This is a genomic window from Acinetobacter sp. LipI_19 (assembly GCF_058242925.1).
In genome coordinates, this window is record NZ_JBZAYK010000001.1 from 1,245,134 (window position 1) to 1,260,627 (window position 15,494).

The 15,494-nt window shown below is 37.3% G+C and carries 14 protein-coding genes; 9 read left to right on the top strand and 5 right to left on the bottom strand.

Annotated features, from left to right (window positions below):
• Nucleotide 1: 1 nt before the first annotated feature.
• Both AC4CVF_RS06040 and trpB read left to right on the top strand, forming a co-directional pair.
• Nucleotides 2–1,189: a vWA domain-containing protein gene (locus AC4CVF_RS06040; RefSeq protein ID WP_336950738.1), complete on the top strand. Its 1,188-nt coding sequence runs from the start codon at nucleotides 2–4 to the stop codon at nucleotides 1,187–1,189.
• A 63-nt stretch (nucleotides 1,190–1,252) separates the two neighbouring features.
• A complete protein-coding gene (gene trpB, locus AC4CVF_RS06045) occupies nucleotides 1,253–2,461 on the top strand; it encodes a tryptophan synthase subunit beta (RefSeq protein ID WP_336950739.1) in 1,209 nt (402 codons plus the stop codon).
• Nucleotides 2,462–3,147: 686 nt separating this feature from the next.
• On the opposite strand, the gene AC4CVF_RS06050 is transcribed toward trpB, so the two are convergent.
• The 3 genes from AC4CVF_RS06050 to AC4CVF_RS06060 form a co-directional block, all read right to left on the bottom strand.
• Nucleotides 3,148–3,579, bottom strand: a complete 432-nt coding sequence (locus AC4CVF_RS06050) for a CBS domain-containing protein (RefSeq protein ID WP_004822228.1) — start codon at nucleotides 3,577–3,579, stop codon at nucleotides 3,148–3,150.
• Between the two features lie 146 nt (nucleotides 3,580–3,725).
• Complete coding sequence (locus AC4CVF_RS06055; protein ID WP_336950740.1) at nucleotides 3,726–4,103, bottom strand: DUF2750 domain-containing protein; 378 nt, start codon at nucleotides 4,101–4,103, stop codon at nucleotides 3,726–3,728.
• Nucleotides 4,104–4,282: 179 nt separating this feature from the next.
• On the bottom strand, nucleotides 4,283–4,516 hold the full coding sequence (locus tag AC4CVF_RS06060; RefSeq protein WP_004719607.1) for a hypothetical protein: 234 nt from the start codon (nucleotides 4,514–4,516) through the stop codon (nucleotides 4,283–4,285).
• Between the two features lie 222 nt (nucleotides 4,517–4,738).
• Between AC4CVF_RS06060 and AC4CVF_RS06065 the strand changes: the two genes are divergently transcribed.
• Both AC4CVF_RS06065 and AC4CVF_RS06070 read left to right on the top strand, forming a co-directional pair.
• Nucleotides 4,739–5,098 (top strand): hypothetical protein, encoded by a 360-nt coding sequence (locus tag AC4CVF_RS06065; RefSeq protein WP_004822225.1) that lies wholly within the window; start codon nucleotides 4,739–4,741, stop codon nucleotides 5,096–5,098.
• A gap of 249 nt (nucleotides 5,099–5,347) precedes the next feature.
• A complete protein-coding gene (locus AC4CVF_RS06070; RefSeq protein WP_336950742.1) occupies nucleotides 5,348–5,674 on the top strand; it encodes a hypothetical protein in 327 nt (108 codons plus the stop codon).
• Nucleotides 5,675–5,684: 10 nt separating this feature from the next.
• On the opposite strand, the gene AC4CVF_RS06075 is transcribed toward AC4CVF_RS06070, so the two are convergent.
• Both AC4CVF_RS06075 and AC4CVF_RS06080 read right to left on the bottom strand, forming a co-directional pair.
• Nucleotides 5,685–7,295 (bottom strand): M16 family metallopeptidase, encoded by a 1,611-nt coding sequence (locus AC4CVF_RS06075; RefSeq protein WP_490789085.1) that lies wholly within the window; start codon nucleotides 7,293–7,295, stop codon nucleotides 5,685–5,687.
• Nucleotides 7,296–7,308: 13 nt separating this feature from the next.
• Nucleotides 7,309–8,703 (bottom strand): M16 family metallopeptidase, encoded by a 1,395-nt coding sequence (locus AC4CVF_RS06080; RefSeq protein WP_419359963.1) that lies wholly within the window; start codon nucleotides 8,701–8,703, stop codon nucleotides 7,309–7,311.
• Between the two features lie 176 nt (nucleotides 8,704–8,879).
• Between AC4CVF_RS06080 and ftsY the strand changes: the two genes are divergently transcribed.
• From ftsY to AC4CVF_RS06105, 5 genes are all read left to right on the top strand, one after another.
• Nucleotides 8,880–9,986 (top strand): signal recognition particle-docking protein FtsY, encoded by a 1,107-nt coding sequence (gene ftsY / locus AC4CVF_RS06085; protein ID WP_336950744.1) that lies wholly within the window; start codon nucleotides 8,880–8,882, stop codon nucleotides 9,984–9,986.
• A 412-nt stretch (nucleotides 9,987–10,398) separates the two neighbouring features.
• Nucleotides 10,399–10,992, top strand: coding sequence for a nitroreductase family protein (locus AC4CVF_RS06090; RefSeq protein WP_004719619.1), 594 nt, complete (start codon nucleotides 10,399–10,401; stop codon nucleotides 10,990–10,992).
• Nucleotides 10,993–11,709: 717 nt separating this feature from the next.
• Nucleotides 11,710–13,872 (top strand): malate synthase G, encoded by a 2,163-nt coding sequence (locus AC4CVF_RS06095; protein ID WP_483770930.1) that lies wholly within the window; start codon nucleotides 11,710–11,712, stop codon nucleotides 13,870–13,872.
• Nucleotides 13,873–14,062: 190 nt separating this feature from the next.
• Entirely contained in the window at nucleotides 14,063–14,683 is a 621-nt protein-coding gene (locus AC4CVF_RS06100) for a 2OG-Fe(II) oxygenase (RefSeq protein ID WP_004719624.1), read from the top strand.
• 143 nt (nucleotides 14,684–14,826) lie between these two features.
• Entirely contained in the window at nucleotides 14,827–15,492 is a 666-nt protein-coding gene (locus tag AC4CVF_RS06105; protein WP_490789086.1) for an SOS response-associated peptidase family protein, read from the top strand.
• The last annotated feature ends 2 nt before the right edge of the window (nucleotides 15,493–15,494 follow it).

A 15,494-nucleotide genomic window follows, 5' to 3' on the forward strand; every position in this document is an offset into this window, starting at 1 on the left:
CATGTTTGTGCGATTATTTTATACCCTCAGGAAATATGGTGTTCCAGTTTCAACACGTGAACTCATTGATCTCAACCAAGCAATTAGTGAAGGATTAGTTTTTGCCGATCAAGATGATTTTTATCAATTAGTAAAAACAGTCATGGTCAAAGATGAACGCTTCTTTGACAAATTTGACCGTGCCATGAAAGATTATTTTGAAGGTATTCATACTTTTGATATCGATGATCTGCTCAGTAAAGTTCAAAAACTTCCCAAAGACTGGTTTGATTTAGAGTTACTTGAAAAACATTTAACACCAGAACAACGTGCTGAATTGCTGAAAGCAGGTTCGCTTGAAGAACTGATGAAGATGTTGGAAGAGCGCTTGCGTGAACAACACAAAAAACATCAAGGCGGCAACCGTATGGTTGGCACAGGTGGAACTTCACCGTTCGGTGCTTTTGGTGACCATCCTGAAGGCGTGAGAATTGGCGGCCCGAGTCGTAAAAATTCAGCTGTAAAAGTTTGGGAACAGCGTAAGTTTCAAAATTTGGATGATGAACAAATTTTGGGTACTCGACAAATGCAAATGGCTTTACGTCGTTTACGTAAGTTTGCTCGTCAAGGTGCTGCAGAAGAATTAGATATTAACAGCACTATTTATGAAACTGCCAAACAGGGCATTCTAGATGTACAAATGGTGCCTGAACGGCGTAACCGTATTAAAGTTTTGATGTTGTTTGATGTGGGTGGATCGATGGATTCACACATTGCGCAATGTGAAAAACTGTTTAGCGCGGCAAAAACTGAATTTAAAACTTTAGAGTATTTCTATTTCCATAACTGTCTATATGACTATGTGTGGAAAGATAATCATCGTCGTTCGTCTACCCGCATGAATACATGGGATTTATTTAATACCTACGGGAAAGACTATCGTGTAATTGTGGTAGGTGATGCAAGTATGGCACCTTATGAGCTGAAATCGGTTGGTGGTTCTGTCGAATATATGAATGATGAAGCTGGGGATGTATGGTTACGTCGCTTACGCAATCATTTTGAAAAAACAGCATGGTTAAATCCAGAAGAGCAAGGTTACTGGCATTACACGCAAACCATCGCACTTATTAAACAATTATTCGACGATCATATGTTTCCAATGACCCTTAAAGGTATTGAGGATATGACGAAATATTTGTCACGATAAATTATTCTCAAGCAAAGTTGTTATTCATAAATTCAACAGCTAATTTATTAAATAGGGAAAGAAATGGATCATCAAATAAATGGTATTGCATTACCAAATGAACAAGGCTTTTTTGGTGAATATGGTGGTCAATTTATTCCACCTCATTTAAAAGAAGCAATGGATGAAATCAATATTGCATATGAAGAAATTCGTAAAACGCCTGAATTTCAAAATGAATTGGCTGATTTATTTGCCAATTATGTAGGTCGTCCTAGTCCTTTATACCATGCAAGACGCCTTTCTGATCAATTGGGTGGTGCACAAATCTATTTAAAGCGTGAAGACTTAAATCATACAGGCGCACATAAAATTAACCATTGTTTGGGCGAAGCTTTGCTTGCCAAATATATGGGTAAAACCAAAGTAATCGCAGAAACAGGTGCTGGTCAACATGGCGTTGCACTTGCAACAGCGTGTGCTTTGGTCGGTATTCCATGTGAAATTCATATGGGACAGGTGGATATTGAAAAAGAGCATCCCAATGTCGTGAAAATGAAGATTTTAGGTGCAAAACTGGTTTCAGTCACTCAAGGTACTGCAACACTCAAAGATGCTGTAGATAGTGCATTTGAAGAGTATTTAAAAGATCCTAAAAACTTTATTTATGCGATTGGTTCTGTGGTTGGACCGCATCCTTTCCCAAAAATGGTACGTGATTTCCAATCTATTATTGGCAATGAAATTAAAGTTCAAGCCCAAGATCGCTTTGGCGCACAACCTGATTATGTAGTTGCATGTGTAGGCGGTGGCTCAAATGCAATTGGCGCATTCACTGCATTTTTAAATGATGCAGAGGTTAAACTTGTTGGTGTGGAACCAGCAGGTCATGGTCTGGATACTCAACAGCATTCAGCAACATTGACTTTAGGTAAACCAAGTCAGATTCATGGTATGGCATGTTATGTGCTTGAAGATGAACAGGGCGAACCCTTGCCTGTGCACTCGATTGCATCTGGTTTAGATTATCCAGGTGTAGGCCCTCAACATAGCTTTTTAAAAGATTTAGGCCGCGTGGATTACTCTACAGCAACCGATCAAGAGTGTTTAGATGCGTTTATGACCCTTTCACGAATAGAAGGGATTGTTCCTGCATTAGAAAGTTCTCATGCTGTGGCGTGGGCAATTCGCGAAGCGCCTAAATTAGCGAAAGAAATTAAAATTGTTGTAAACCTTTCTGGACGTGGTGACAAAGATGCCGACTATGTTGCTGGAAAGTTAAATCTAAACTGATTAAAAATTGATTTGATCTAAAAACCTAGCATTGGCTAGGTTTTTATTTTGTCGTTAAATTTGAAATTCAGGTTTAGCTTCTACTTAATGAAGTAAATTGTTTATAGCTATATTAATTAAAGACATGCAACTCAAAATAGATGATTATTTGTAATATATTAAAATAAAAAAATTTGATATTTTATAGCTAATCTGTAAAAAACTCAGACATAAGAGTAGAATTTCTATTAATTAATATTCAAATAAATCAATTGCATGAGAAAAATAATTTATTTGAATATAAACACGCTTGCAATGCCACACCATACATTCAAAGCTTAAATGCCTTTGCGTAGGCGATGCCTCACTTTTCGTAGGAGTTGCTAAACTTTGCGCTGCAAACCAAGTAGTGTTTTGTTTCTGCTGATGTTAGGCGAGGGGTACGTCCTTTAGGTCCCTCAACGGAAACATCCTAGTCGCCCCTTAGAAGGATAACCATCTAGGGTTCAAAAATACCAAAAATGAATTGATCCCCCAACAGTTTTTAAAAGTCCATACAAAAAATGTGCTTCATTTCTGATCAATGACTTGATGGAAGTCATTTGTTTGAATAAATAGGCAGTTTTGATTATAACTTAGCTGTTAGTTTTCTAAGCACAAGAAAAAACCCTCCACATGGAGGGAGGGTTGTATTTTTATAATTTAACTTAACCTGAAATATATTGTCTTAACTGTTCAATCAATTTTCTTTGATCTTCCATCGTAGCTTTGACTAAATCGCCAATAGAAACAAACCCAACCAGTGTTTCGCCTTCAATTACAGGTAAATGGCGTAGGTGTCCGTCAGTCATTAAATTTAAACATTCTTCAACGGTATGGCCACGGGTCACAGAAATCACTCTAGAGGTCATAATTTCAGCGACTGTTGTATGGTCAGATGTACGCTGCATAAGCGCAATTTTACGTGTATAGTCGCGTTCAGAAAGAATTCCAACGACCTTTGTATCTTGAGTGACAACCACAGCACCAATACCTTTGTTTGCCATAAGTGTAATGGCTTCTAATACTGTGGCAGAGGGTGAAATCGTATAAATTTCACGACCAATCTTATCTTGGATTACTTGTGCTACTGTCGTCATAATTATTCTTCCTTTTCTAGGGTACTTACCAATCTGCACACCTTTAAATTAACTGTATTTTTTAACTTTGCAAATACTTGGCAGTCATAAAATATAAAGTTTATTTTTTACAACAATTTTAAACCGATAAAAATATATCTTCGCCTTTAAGTCGTTTGAAATTGAACATGACTATGAAAAAAGAAATGTTCCATTTGAGACGTTGAGAGTTTAAATTTTCGAGATGAAGAATTAAACAATGCTGGCATGATATTGAGCCGTGTTAACGTGGGTAACAGCGAGTCTCTAAAATCTTTAGGTGTTATTCTACGTGGGGTGTAGTGGGGCCAATGAATCTTTGCATACTGATGGGCTTGAACAGCATTTAGCCAAAAAGGAAAATAAACTTCATTTGAACCAGACTTCATTGCCCAGCCATCATGGTAAAGTCCCCAAAGTACACCACAATACATGAGTGATTTTAAAATAGAAATTTTAATAAACAATTCATTCGAAATGGGCTGAAGATGAATATACTTTTTCATAATTAATAATCTTATTTAGTACATTGCCTATTGTAGTTGAAATTCTTATAAGAACTGTTGGTGCTTTATGCTCAATCGTAAGCATTTATTAAAACAATAAAAAATGTATTGAAAACGTAATGATTTATTAAAAAATAAAAATGATAGGGCAAAAAAAACGCCACCTAAGTGACGTTTTATTATGCTTGCATGGTTGCCATCTTTTGCCAATATTGGGCTTTTAGAGAATCACGTTCAACGCGGAAACCTTGGTAGTAAAGTTCTGCAAGAAACATTGCTGCTTTACCATGGCCAGCCTTCGCCGCATCTTCTAATGCTTTTACTGCTTCTACAAAGTTCATTTCACATTGGATTGTATTTACAGCATCTGCATAAACATGTTCTAAGTCTTGGTGAGAGATCTGATGAATCATATATAACTCCTTATTGTAATTATGATCTTTTAACATAGCTCCCCAACGGAGCTTATACTTAACTAATCTAACTTAACTTTATTAAACTAATATTACAATTAGCCTTGTTTGTCAAGTGATTTGAAATCTATGCTTGACGAAGATAAGATTACATGATTAAACATTAATCAGAAATAATATTTATTAAAATCAATATGAGAATTAAGACAAAGGGAGAGCAAAATGACAAACACTATAGATGGCTTTATTTTTGATGTACCCGCTGCTGAGTCTCAGATCGTAGAATTAGCTCAGTATCACCGTAAACAACTGGATGAGGCAATTTATCATCAAGAAATCCATCTTGGGGATTATTGTTTAGCCCAGCGTAAACGCGTGTACGATTATACCCGAAACTTAAATCCAGTGCAAAAAGCAGGTTTTTACCGAATCTATGATGGCGAATTGAGGCGTCTTGCTGATGATGATGATTTGCACCCTGCGCATGCAGAGGGTGGAGTGAGTATCTTTGCTGTCAGCATTGCATTGGCAATTATCGCGATTATTTTGTATTTCGCATTCTTACGTGCAACGATCCTTTAATTGGTACTAATATTGAAGTGATTCACGAGTTGCTTAACTTTACTCAAGCCCTTTTCTTGAATATGAGAAGAGGGCTTAAACTTTCATCTCTACACGCTATGATATCTATGCTGGGATTATTAAGCGCTGTCGTACTATCTATCAATTTTGATCTTAAAGATCATCTTACAACCGATCTTCAGATGTCTTGAAGAAAGCCCTATATTTTTATGGTCAGGATGATAAACTATCTGTAATTAGAGGTAGTTCATGCAAAAATTCAAAGATTATTTTCAAAAATTATTCTATTCATTCCCTGTGGAAAAAATCTTGAATTGTTTTGTTGCTGTAATCATCGCATTGATGATTTTTCTTGCAATACTGGCTTTAACACGCCCAATTAATCCAAATCAATACAAATATGTTTTGCAATATTCACAACAAGCAAGCAATCCAAAGACACAAAAGATTGCCAATCAATTACGCAGCCAAGATCGTATTTATGTGGTTGAATATTTACGTCTATTACGTGCCTACCATTTTGAAAATCAACAAGTAAAACGATATCCAGCTGTGGATAGTAAAGATCCGCAATAATGGATAATATTTATTTGACTGATCCAGCTTGCGTACGAATAGTTTTTTGAATGATCAAAGTCGGGACATCCGGCATGGTATGCGTATCCATTTGCTGGTGTTGATTTGAACTGGATTGCTCTGGGGTGGTTAAATCAGCCTTCAACATGTCTTTTAACGCATTCTGATCCAGTATCGGTGCAACAACAACCAAAGTGAGACGGTCTGCACGAAGATGTTTTTCAATAGCTTTTTGAACTTGTTTGGTGGTAACTTGACTCAATTGCTTTTGATATTGGGTTAAATAATCCGCAGGAAGTTGATAAAAGCCAATCGATGCGATTTGTGCATTGATATTGGCATTGGAGCTGAAGGTCATTGGGAAAGAACGTAACATGCCTTCCTTAGTTTCTTCGAGCTGTTTTCTTTGTATTGGATTTTTTACAAAATCGCGTAAGGCCTGATGTGTAACTTTGATACTCTCCATCAATTGATTTTGTTCAGTGGAATAACTCAAGCTGAAGAAACCTTGAGCCAATGTGGAGGTCAAATTGCTATAAGCTCCATAGGTATAACCCCGTTTAACTCGAAGTTCTTTCATTAAAATGGAATTAAATCCGCTTCCGCCAAACATTTGATTGGCGACTTCTAGTGCAACACGATCTGGATCACTGCGCTGAATCGCCAAGTGTCCCATCATTACGTTGGCTTGGGTTGAGTTAAACGGGATGTAATGGATATTAAAATCATCTTGATCTTGTGGTTCAGGAAGTGCTTGTGCAGCTTCACCTTGGGTGAGGTTTTGACTGATTAAATTGGCCAGTTGAGTTGCATCGGCTGAAGTTAAATTACCAGTAATAGCAATATTCATGTTTTGGGCAACAAGCAGTTTTTGTCGATACGCTCTAAGTAGTTCTGGAGTAATTTTTTTTAGGCTCCCATTGGTGCCAACAGTGGGCTCGGCATAAGGATGTTGTCCATACAGAGCACGATAAAAGCGAATATTCATAATCCGACTTGGATTTTCTTGAATTTGCTTCTGCCCAACTTTGGTATTGTTTAATACAAGATTTAAACCCGATGGATTAAATTGTGCATGATTCAGCACATGTAGCATGGTATTGATGGCAGGGTTTAATTTTTCAGGATCTGATAAGACCCGAAGTCGGACGACAAACATATCACGGTACGCCGTAACACTAAATTGAGCACCTAATCCTTCAAATGTTGACGCAATTTGTTTTGCTGTATATTGATCTGTCCCTTCAGTGATCAGCTTGGCTGCCATATTTGCCATACCATACAAGCCTTTTCCTAGTGCTTCATCTTGTGACGAACCTGCATTAAAGGTGAGTTGAATATCCACAATAGGCAGGTCGGTGGCTGAAACAAAAAGTGTCCTGACTTTTTGGTTGTTGGAGAGGTCTTGAACAAATGGCGCTTGATACAGTTGATGTTTATCTAAATTTTTTAAGCTTTGTAAGGTCGAATTTGCTTTAAGTGTTGAATCATCTAAAACAACCTCCGTTTCATCATGATTGTCTAATTCAACCTCCGCATGGTTAAGGGGGGAGTAGAGTAAGCTGATGAACACAAACAAGGGTATTTTTATCGAATAGGTCGAGAATGGATTAAAATTCATGAGAGATCCTTTTTTATTCTTTTGTACTTTCAGGCATTAAATACAAACTACTCAGATTGGCTTTGACAAAATAAATATTGGCAATTCGTTGTAAATCTTGTGGTGTCACTTTGTCATAATGTTTAGGTAATTCATCCATTAAACGAAAACTTAGGCCATTTACTTCCAAATTCCCAATCATATTGGCTTGTCCACCAATATCATCCTGACTATAGATTAAATTTGAAACAAAGTTGTTTTTGACACGATCGAGTTCAGTTTGATTGACCAATTCTGTTTTAAATAAATTCATCTCTTTTTCAATCGCTTTTTGTGCCTCATCCAGAGAAACATCATCACTTGGGATCGCGGAGATCATAAATAAACTGTCGCCACGATTATAGGGGTCATAACTGACACTGATTGCGGTCAGCACTTTCTTATCTCGAATCAGACGGTCTTGTAAACGAGCGGAGATTCCGCCATCCAGTAAGGACTGGATAATGGTTAGTGCGTAGGCATCTTGTGGGTTTTTTGCTGTGGCAATGGATTTGACATTCCAAGCCATAAATAAGTTGGGCACTTGTACTGGCAACTGCACTTCCATATGCCGATACCCCATTCGGTCAAACTCTAAAACATCATTACGGTCTGGAAGTTCCTTTTTGGGAATTGCTGCAAAATATTTTTCAACTTGTTTAAGTGCCTGTTCTGCATTGACATCTCCTACAATGACTAAAGTCGCATTATTGGGCGTGTACCATGTTTGATACCAATGTTTAAGATCATCCAGACGAATATTCTGTAGGTTTTTCATAAAGCCAATCACAGGTTGACGGTGGTGACTGGTTGGATAGGCGATCCATTTAAAGCGTTCGTAGGCAAGATTTCGTGGATTATCATCTGTCCGTTGGCGTCTTTCTTCCATAACCACTTTGATTTCAGGATCAAAGTCTTGTTGTTTGAGGACCAGATTTGTCATACGGTCTGCTTCAAGTTCCAAAGCCAATGGAAAATACTTCTTGGGGTAAAGCTGATAATAGTTGGTGTAATTTGTATATGTGGCAGCGTTGGTGCGGCCACCATAAATACGACTTAAACGTGCAAACTCATCATCTGGAACCTTTTTAGTTCCTTTAAACATCATATGTTCAAGTACATGGGAAATACCAAGCACATTACCAGACTCATCACTACTGCCAACACCATACCAAATTTGAGTCATGACAATTGGAGAGCGATGATCTTCTCTGATAATCACTTTTAAACCATTTTTAAGTGTGGTTTCGAAAGTAGTCCTTGAAAGTTGGCTTTGAGGTGCTGCCTGAAGTTGAGTATTTATCGTGCTTAATGATAAAAAGAAGATTGGCGCAATGATAACTTTGGATTGTCTAAGAAGATTAAAGAATCTAGATTTCAGAATATACACAGATAACCCAAAAAATTATTTTAAATTTAGAACTATTCTTAAAAAATTAATGATTTAAAGCAAGGTTAGAATGTTGCATTTTGGTTTGCTTGTTTTATCGCTGCTTTAACTCTAAAAATGATGCAATCTATGCTAAACTCATTCTTTTTTAACGCTATGCTTTTCAAGGAATCGGCATGCAAGAACAGCAAAATAAATTCTTGATTGATGCGGATATCGGGGATGACGATGTCACATTACCTAGTTTACCAGCCGTCAATGTGCCTATTATTGAAAATAATGTAGAAACACCTAAAGCGGAACCTATTCAAACTGAAAGCCAAGCCGCACAGATTGAATCAGCTGATGAAAAATCCAAAGGTGGCTTTTTTAGTCGCATGAAAGAAGGTTTGACCAAATCGCGTAAAAGCCTTGCCGATGGTATGGTTAATATCCTGATTGGTGGTAAAGAAATTGATGATGAGTTGCTTGAAGAGGTAGAAGAGCAACTTTTGGTTGCTGATATCGGGGTAGAGGCGACTAAAACCATTATTACGAACTTGACTGAGCGTACGGAACGTGGTGATTTAATTTACTCACATTCATTGTATAAAGCGCTACAAGAAGAGCTAGTTGCTTTACTTGCGCCTCGTGTAAAACCATTGCATATCGATCCCAATAAAAATCCATTTGTGATTTTAGTGGTGGGTGTAAATGGTGTAGGTAAAACAACCACGATTGGTAAATTAGCCAAACGTTTACAAGGCGAAGGCAAGAAAGTCATGCTTGCAGCAGGAGATACCTTCCGTGCAGCAGCAACTGAACAACTTCAAATCTGGGGTGAACGTAACAATATTGCTGTCGTGGCTCAAGGCCATGGTGCAGATAGTGCTTCAGTCATTTTTGATGCCTTTGAAAGTGCTCGTGCCAAAGGTGTGGATGTTTTAATTGCCGATACAGCAGGGCGTTTGCATAACAAAAGTAACTTGATGTCTGAATTGACCAAAGTAAAACGTGTTATGCAAAAAATTGATGCAACTGCGCCACATGAAGTGATGTTGGTGGTGGATGCTGGTACTGGTCAAAATGCGATTAACCAAGTTGAAATGTTTGATGAAGCTGTAGGTTTAACTGGTTTAACCATTACCAAATTAGATGGAACTGCAAAGGGTGGTGTGTTGTTTAATATTGCCAGCCGTACCCATGTACCAATTCGATATATTGGTGTCGGGGAAAAGATAGATGATTTACGTCCATTCTCTGCAAAATCGTTTGTCGCAGCATTATTTGAAACAGATAAGTAATTTAGAAAACTATTTATCTTCAATGAGACTCCGCTTTATGCGGAGTTTTTTATTTTTTTAAGACTGGGGCTCTTGATAGTATGTTATTGGAAGAAGGCATTATAAGAATGTCATTGAGTTGTATTTTAATACTATGTCTAGAATCGTATGTCGAAATTTGCATATTTTTACCACAAAATAAGTAATGAAAAGCCCATAGGAAATTTGACATATTCTTATCGTTTTAAAGTACAAAGTACCTTAAAAAGGGGTTACAGAAACACGATGGCATTTTAAAAGACCCAATTTCACATATTGTTCTAAATATAGAACACATTGTTATGTATATAAGCATGACGAAACTAAGAATGATGCAATACACTCAAACCATGTTAAATAACACGACCCATTTGGTCATAGAAGGATTAACACCATGTCATTTTTAAATCAAATCAAACAACGCCGTACAATTTATGCAATTGGTAGAGATTTAAGCTTAGACCAAGCGAAAATTGAAGAAATCATCAAAGATGCAATCAAGCATAGCCCATCTTCATTTAACTCACAGTCTTCTCGTGCTGTGATTTTATTTGGTGATTCACATGTTAAATTCTGGACAATCGTTTTAGAAACTTTACGTAAAATCGTTCCAGCTGAAGCATTTGAAGGAACTTCGGGTAAGATTAACAGCTTTATCGCTGGTGCTGGTTCAGTGTTGTTTTATGAAGATTTAAGTGTGATTAAAGCTTTACAAGAACAATTCCCATTATATGCAGACAATTTCCCAGTATGGTCTGAGCATTCAACAGGTATTGCACAATTTGCAACTTGGACTGCATTGGCTGAAGCGGGTATTGGTGCATCTTTACAACATTATAATCCAATCGTAGATGAAGAAGTGGCGGCAACATTTGATGTGCCTGCTGACTGGAAACTTCGCGCACAATTAGTATTTGGTTCAATCGAAGCACCAGCGGGCGAAAAAACATTTATTGATGATGCAACACGTTTTAAAACTTTTAATTAAGTGAAGCATTTAGTTTTAAGTTGAGGTCTATCTCTTATTTAGCTTAGACCTTGCTATTCCAGAAACCTGTTTAGAATGAAAATTTTAAACAGGTTTTTTATGTGTAGCACTTTATCCGTGCTTGTCGCCAGATAATAGATAGACGCTGTATGATTAAAAGAGACAAATGTGTTTGCACAGCCACGTATTAGAATGAAACTTTAAATTTAATTTGTGTAGGGGATACCCCAGCTACACCTTGTAGGATTAAATAATGTAAAAAAGCATAAGTGCTTTAAAAAATTATGTGATTCCACCTTGTTGCTAAAGATTCTAATCATCTAAATTGAAACAATAAGATGAGATTTGAACAAATAGAAAAAAATATAAGTGAGTCGAACAATTCTTTACACAGAATTATGGATTGGTTTTATCGACATTTAGCGCTATTCATGGCTTAATCTTTGCTCAAGGAATAAAAGTGTATAAAAAATGGAGAAATTAGGGTTGATTCAGCACTTTGGTCTAATTTAGACATTTTAAAAAATTTATACACTGTTAAAAAGCGATTTAAGTTGATGGTGTTGCTGTATTTTTGATCGTTATTTTTTAAGTTAATATAGCTATTTTTTTAATTAAAATGATCACTATTTAGCAATGTGATAGTACTATTCAGCATGGTTTAAATCGGTATACTAGAAACTCTTGTTATAAAAAGTAGCAATATCAGGAAAGACAATGACTGCACGTATTCAAAAAGGCAAGTTAGCGATTGCTAAAGAACTTTACGATTTCATCGAAAATGAAGCACTACCAGGTTCTGGTTTAGATAGTGAAACATACTGGAAAAACTTTGAGCAAGTTGTTGTCGATCTTAGTCCTAAGAATAAGGCGCTTTTAGCGAAGCGTGACGAGATTCAGGCTAAAATTGATGAATGGCACCGCAACAATAAATTTGAACTTCAAGCTTATAAAGCTTTCCTAAAAGAAATTGGCTACTTATTACCAGAAGTAGAAGATTTTCAAATCAGTACAGAAAATGTAGATGAAGAAATCGCATTATTGGCTGGTTCGCAATTGGTGGTACCTGTGCGGAATGCACGTTATTGCTTAAATGCGGCAAATGCGCGTTGGGGTTCTTTATACGATGCACTTTACGGTTTTGACGTGATATCTGAAGAAGGTGGCGCAGAAAAAGGTAAAGGCTATAACCCAGTTCGTGGCGATAAAGTTATCGCATTTGCAAAGAATTTCTTAAATGAAACATTCCCATTGGCGAATGGTTCACATGCAGATGCAACAAAATATGCTGTTGAGGGCAAAAAACTTGTTGTCACACTCAAAGATGGTTCAACCTCGACTTTGGCGAAAGAATCACAATTTGTCGGTTTCAATGGTGACGAATCTGCACCCGTTGAAATTGTACTTTTAAATAATGGCTTACACGTTGTTATTGAAATTGATGCAAATAGCCCAATAGGCAAAACTGATGCAGCGGGTGTAAAAGATCTTGTTTTAGAAGCTGCTGTTACCACGATTCAAGATTTAGAAGATTCGATTGCTGCTGTAGATGCAGAAGAGAAAGTAGAAGGCTACCGTAACTGGTTAGGTCTAATGAAAGGTACGCTTGAAGAATCAATTGAGAAGAACGGTAAAACCGTTACGCGTACATTAAATAAAGATCGTACGCATAAGAACTTGATTGGTGGTGAAACAACACTTCATGGTCGTTCATTGATGCTTCTTCGTAACGTTGGTCATTTAATGACAAACCCTGCAATCCTTGTAGATGGTGCTGAAATCTACGAGGGTATTATGGATGCTTTAATCACACCATTACTGACTTTCGCAGACATCAAAGGTCAAAACGAAAACAAAAACTCACGTAAAGGGTCAATGTATATCGTTAAACCAAAAATGCATGGTCCAGAAGAAGTTGCATTTGCTGTCGAATTGTTTGAACGTGCTGAACAAGCGCTTGGTTTACCAGCGAAAACTTTGAAAATCGGGATTATGGATGAAGAGCGCCGTACATCTGTAAACTTGAAAAACTGTATTGCACAAGCAAAAGACCGTACAATTTTCATCAATACTGGTTTCATGGATCGTACAGGTGATGAAATTCATACCTTTATGGAAGCAGGTCCGTTCGTTCGTAAAGGCGAAGTGAAAAGCCAAATTTGGTTCCCAGCTTATGAAAACCGTAATGTTATGGTGGGTCTACAAGCAGGTTTACGTGGCAAAGCGCAGATTGGTAAAGGTATGTGGCCTAAACCTGACATGCTTTTAGACATGTATAAAACCAAAATTGAACATCCTGAAGCGGGTGCGAGCTGTGCATGGGTTCCTTCACCATCAGGTGCAGTGATTCACGCGATTCATTATCACCAATGTAATGTCTCAGCACGCCAACAAGAGTTATTGAAAACTGAAGCACTTCCGTTAGATGACTTGTTGACACCGCCTTTAGCGACAGATACAAACTGGACTGAAGAAGAGAAGACCAAAGAACTTGAAAATAACCTTCAAGGGATCTTGGGTTATGTTGTTCGTTGGGTTGATTTAGGTGTAGGTTGTTCTAAAGTGCCAGACATTAACAATGTCGGTTTAATGGAAGACCGTGCAACTTTGCGTATTTCTTCTCAACACGTTGCAAACTGGTTGCGTCATGGGATTGTGACTAAAGCGCAAGTTGAAGAAGTTATGCAGCGTATGGCGAAAATTGTTGATGAACAAAATGCCAACGATCCTGAATATAGCAACATGGCGCCTGGTTTTGATGGTTATGCATATAAAGCTGCTTATGATTTAGTATTCAAAGGTGGTGAACAACCGTCTGGCTATACTGAGCCATTATTACATGCATATCGCTTAAAGTTAAAAGGTTATACAGGCGATTAATTTTATCGTCTAATTTATTTTGTTTGATTATCAACAAAGCCTCTTCGGGGGCTTTATTCTTTTTATTGTTTATTTTAACTGTTGCTATGCTTCCATATATAAAATTTGTAGACGTGACTTTGAGTTTTAAGCCAATGATATAAAATCTCTGATACAATTTAAGGGAATTAATCATTAAGCTGAATTATAAATGACATCAATTCTGAAATTAGATGCGTTGAAGAATGCTGAAGTTGCGAGTACGCCATATCCGTATTTTGTAGTTGAAAATGCTTTGGCAGATAGTGAAGTCCAGGCAGTAATCCAAGACTTTCCTAAAATTGAACAAGGCGGAAGCTTTAACATCGAAGATGTAGAAATCAAGCCTAATTTTGATCGCTTTCTAAAATCATTGGATACACCAGAATTTCGTCAAATTTTAACAGATAAATTTGATGTCAACGTTATGGAACATCCGATGATGATTACTTTACGTGGCTACTCTCGTCAAAAAGATGGCCGGATTCACAGTGATTCAAAAAGCAAATTGTTGACGGTTTTAATCTATTTAAATGAATCTTGGGATGCGCCGAATGGACGTTTACGTATTCTCAATGACGATAAAGACATCAATAACTATGTGACAGAAATCAATGCAGGACCAGGTTCACTGGTTGCATTTAAAGTGACTGATAATGGTTGGCATGGCTATATTCCTTATGAAGGGCAACGCCAATCCATTCAAATTAATTTTTTGACTAGCGAAAAAGCCAATGCAAAACATAAGTTTTTTCATGGTTTAAGCGCCAAAGTGAAAAAGATTTTTGGATAAAAGCAATGAGGGTAAACTTCGGTTTATCCTCAATTGAAATTGTGAACTGTTTCAATTTTTTATCAATGTCTAATGTTGTTATCAATAGATAGCGCGATAGATAAATTCAACAATTATAAGTCAGTATCTTAAATCTTATTATCATGTGTGCTAATTTTAAACCGATCAGCTTAATACAAGTTCAGCAGCTTGGCTTGCCTGCAGTTCCTTTCCCGTATGAAGAAGAAATATTTCCCAGCTTTCAAACGCCGTTGCTATTTAAATCCAATCAAGGGATTGAATGGCGTTTAGTCAACTTTGGTTTAGTGTCAAAATGGGCTGAGGATAAAGATGTTGCAAAACATACATATAATGCAAGAAATGAAACTCTGATGGAAAAACGCAGTTTTGTCGAGGCTTTTAGCAAGTGCCAATTTGGTGTGATCGCCGTGACAGAGTTCTATGAATCCAAATATATCAATGGTCGACCACAACGATGGGGTGTACGGCGTAAAGATGGTCAGGCTTTTTATATTGCTGCACTTTATGAGATTACTCGATTAAAAACTGGTGAAGTTGTTCGTTCAGCCGCCATGATTAGTATGGATGCCCACCTGCATCCGATGATGAGTGAGTTTCATGAACCTCGAACAGACAAACGTTCGGTGGTAGTTATTCCACATCATCGACTTGATGAATGGTTGGGCTTACCGCAGCCCAATATTTTGAGTTTTATCGAAGGGTTCCCTGTGGCTGAGTTTGAGTGTTTTTATTGCCCCAAAAGATCGAATAACAAAAACTCGCCACAGTTGAACATCTTCGATGAATAGCC